Source organism: Pseudomonas sp. P5_A2_2 (assembly GCF_054177685.1).
The window spans coordinates 1-3324 of sequence record NZ_JBGCUL010000495.1 but is presented as its reverse complement, the minus strand read 5'-3'; the positions used below and the strand labels follow the sequence as shown (position 1 = coordinate 3324).

Below are 3324 nucleotides of genomic sequence, written 5' to 3'. Positions count from 1 at the left end.
GGTGAGTCACCAATCGGCGAGGCGTTGCCGATGTTGCCGCCAAGGGTGCCCTGATTGCGGATCTGCAAGGACGCGAAGCGGTGCAGCAATTCACCGAAGTCCGGGTACTCGGCGTTCAAGGCCTCGTAGCAATCGGACAGGGCCGTGGCGGCGCCGATTTCCAGGCGGTCGTCAAAACGTTCGATGCGCTTCATCTCGGCGACGTTGCCAACGTAGATCATCACCGGCAGGGTGCGGTGGAACTGCGTGACTTCCAGCGCCAGGTCGGTACCGCCGGCCAGCAGGCGGGCCTGTGGATAGGCGTCATAGAGGTCGGCCAGGTCGGCCACGGTCAGCGGCACCAGGCAGCGTTTGTCGCCGCTGTTGAGTTCGCCGATATCGGTCGGGGCAATGGCTTTCAGGCGCGCGATGGTGTCGGCCTCGCGGGCGTCGAACTGGTCCGGCTGCTTGGCGCAGCAGGACTGCTCGGCGGCTTCCAGGATCGGCCGGTAGCCGGTGCAGCGGCACAGATTGCCGGCCAGTGCTTCGTGGGCCTTGGCATGGTCCGGTGCATCGCTGTTCTTTTGCAGGGCAAACAGCGACATCACGAAACCGGGGGTGCAGAAACCGCATTGCGAGCCGTGGCACTCGACCATGGCTTTCTGCACGCTGTGCAGTTCACCCTTGTGCTTGAGGTCTTCAACGCTGATGAGCTGTTTGCCGTGCAGGGACGACACGAACGTCAGGCACGAGTTGAGGCTGCGATAGCGAATGTGTTCGCGGCCGTCATCATCCGTTTGCAACTCGCCGACCACCACGGTGCAGGCGCCACAGTCACCGCTGGCGCAGCCTTCTTTGGTACCGGGTTTGCCCACATGGTCGCGCAGATAATTGAGCACGGTCAGGTTCGGGTCCAGGGCGTGCTCGCTACGGAGTTCCTGGTTTAGTAAAAACTGGATCACGGAAGGCCTCGCAGACTCATTATTGTTGTTAACCGACAGGAACTGAATTTAGCAGGTCTGACTTTTCGGTCAATGATTTTCTGACTTAAAGGTCAGGAAATTGCAATTTGTCGATCAACCACCTGTTCCTTAATTATTGTCGTTGGTTCGATAGCCTGCTTTTTTGCTTGAATCGTGCCAAAAACCTCCGGACGGGCACTCCGCCCTGATGCAGCAATTGCGCTACACTGCGCCGCTTGTACAGATCGAAGAGTTTGAAGGACAACCATGACGTTCAAGGCGCCGGACAGCCTCGCCGAGCAAATCGCTCACCACCTCGCCGAACGTATCATTCGCGGCGAAATGAAGCCCGGAGAGCGCATCCAGGAACAGAAAGTCACGCTGGCCCTCAATGTCAGCCGTGGTTCGGTTCGCGAGGCCTTGCTGATCCTCGAGCGTCGGCACCTGATCGCGATCCTGCCGCGACGTGGCGCCCACGTTACCGAACTCACCGCGCACAAGGTGCGGAGTCTGTGCACGCTGATGAGCGAGCTCTACATTCTGCTCGGTAACTCGGTGGCCAGTGGCTGGAAAACCCAGGCCGACATGGCGCCGTTCTTGCAGATCCAGCAGCGCCTGACTGCCAGCTACGAGCGTCAGGACATCCGCACCTTCGTCGACGATAGCTTCAATGTGATGCGCGCCGCGTATCCGTTCGCCAACAACCCGTACTTGCAGGAAACCGTCGAGAATCTGCAACCGGCCATGAGCCGTGCGTATTTCCTCGCGCTGGACCAGCGCAAAGCGTCGATGAGCGAATTCCTGGAACTGTTCGAGCGCTTGCTCGCTGCCGTGCTGGCCCGTGACTTTCCGCAGATCCGCGAAGTGCTGACGGCTTACGCCCAGCGCAGTTGCGATCTGGTGGTTTCTGCCCTGACGGACGCTTAAACGTGCGGCTCAAGTGCATCAAGCTGGCGGGGTTCAAGTCCTTCGTCGACCCGACCACGGTGAACTTCCCCAGTAACATGGCGGCAGTGGTCGGGCCCAATGGCTGCGGCAAGTCGAACATCATCGACGCCGTGCGTTGGGTGATGGGCGAGAGCTCGGCGAAGAACCTGCGCGGCGAGTCGATGACCGACGTTATCTTCAATGGCTCCACCAGTCGCAAAYCGGTGAGCCAGGCGAGCATCGAACTGGTGTTCGACAACTCCGACGGGACACTGCTTGGCGAGTACGCCGCCTATGCGGAAATTTCCATTCGCCGCAAAGTGACCCGCGACAGCCAGACGACTTACTACCTCAACGGCACCAAATGCCGCCGCCGCGACATCACTGACATCTTCCTCGGCACCGGCCTTGGCCCGCGCAGCTACTCGATCATCGAGCAGGGGATGATTTCCAAGCTGATCGAGTCCAAGCCCGAAGACCTGCGTAACTTCATCGAAGAAGCCGCAGGCATCTCCAAGTACAAGGAGCGCCGGCGAGAGACGGAAAACCGCATCCGCCGCACCCACGAAAACCTCGAGCGCCTGACCGACCTGCGCGAAGAGCTTGAGCGTCAACTAGAACGCTTGCATCGCCAGGCCGAGGCCGCCAAGAAGTATCAGGAATTCAAGGGCGAGGAGCGTCAGCTCAAGGCCCAGCTGTCGGCCCTGCGCTGGCAGGCGCTGAACGATCAGGTTGGCCAGCGTGAAGCGATCATCGGCAACCAGGAAGTTTCTTTCGAAGCCCTGGTCGCCGAGCAACGTAACGCCGATGCGAGCATCGAGCGCCTGCGCGACGGGCATCACGATCTCTCGGAACGCTTCAATCTGGTGCAGGGACGCTTCTACTCGGTCGGTGGCGACATCGCCCGGGTCGAGCAGAGCATCCAGCACGGTCAGCAGCGTTTGCGCCAGTTGCAGGACGACCTGAAAGAGGCCGAGCGCGCACGCCTGGAAACCGAATCGCACCTGGGCCACGACCGCACGCTGCTGCTGACCCTCGGCGAAGAGCTGGACATGCTCACCCCGGAGCAGGAAGTCACCAGCGCCGCCGCCGAAGAGGCCGCTGCCGCGCTGGAAGAATCCGAAACCACCATGCACGGCTGGCAAGAGCAGTGGGATACGTTCAACCTCACCGCCGCCGAGCCGCGCCGTCAGGCCGAAGTGCAGCAGTCGCGGATCCAGCAGCTGGAAACCAGCCTGGAACGTCTGGCGGACCGGCACAAGCGCCTTGGCGAAGAACGCGCCTTGCTTTCGGCAGATCCCGAAGACGCGGCAATCATGGAGCTCAGCGAGCAGCTCGCTGAATCCGAAGCGACCCTTGAAGATTTGCAGACCAGTGAAGAAGCTCAGGTCGAAAAGCTTGAGCAATTGCGTCAGGAGTTGCAGCAGGCGCTGTCGGCGCAACAGCAGGCCCAGGG

Annotated in this window: 3 protein-coding genes; 2 read left to right on the top strand and 1 reads right to left on the bottom strand. The window is 60.9% G+C overall.

What is annotated here, in order from left to right:
- On the bottom strand, positions 1-941 hold a 941-nt coding region (locus ACXRVY_RS21085), incomplete at its 3' end, for an FAD binding domain-containing protein (protein WP_458238156.1).
- 267 nt (positions 942-1208) lie between these two features.
- Between ACXRVY_RS21085 and ACXRVY_RS21080 the strand changes: the two genes are divergently transcribed.
- Together ACXRVY_RS21080 and ACXRVY_RS21075 are read left to right on the top strand one after the other, a co-directional pair.
- On the top strand, positions 1209-1868 hold the full coding sequence (locus tag ACXRVY_RS21080; RefSeq protein WP_223462914.1) for a GntR family transcriptional regulator: 660 nt from the start codon (positions 1209-1211) through the stop codon (positions 1866-1868).
- A gap of 2 nt (positions 1869-1870) precedes the next feature.
- The coding region (locus tag ACXRVY_RS21075) for an AAA family ATPase (RefSeq protein ID WP_458238155.1) at positions 1871-3324 on the top strand (1454 nt) is incomplete at its 3' end.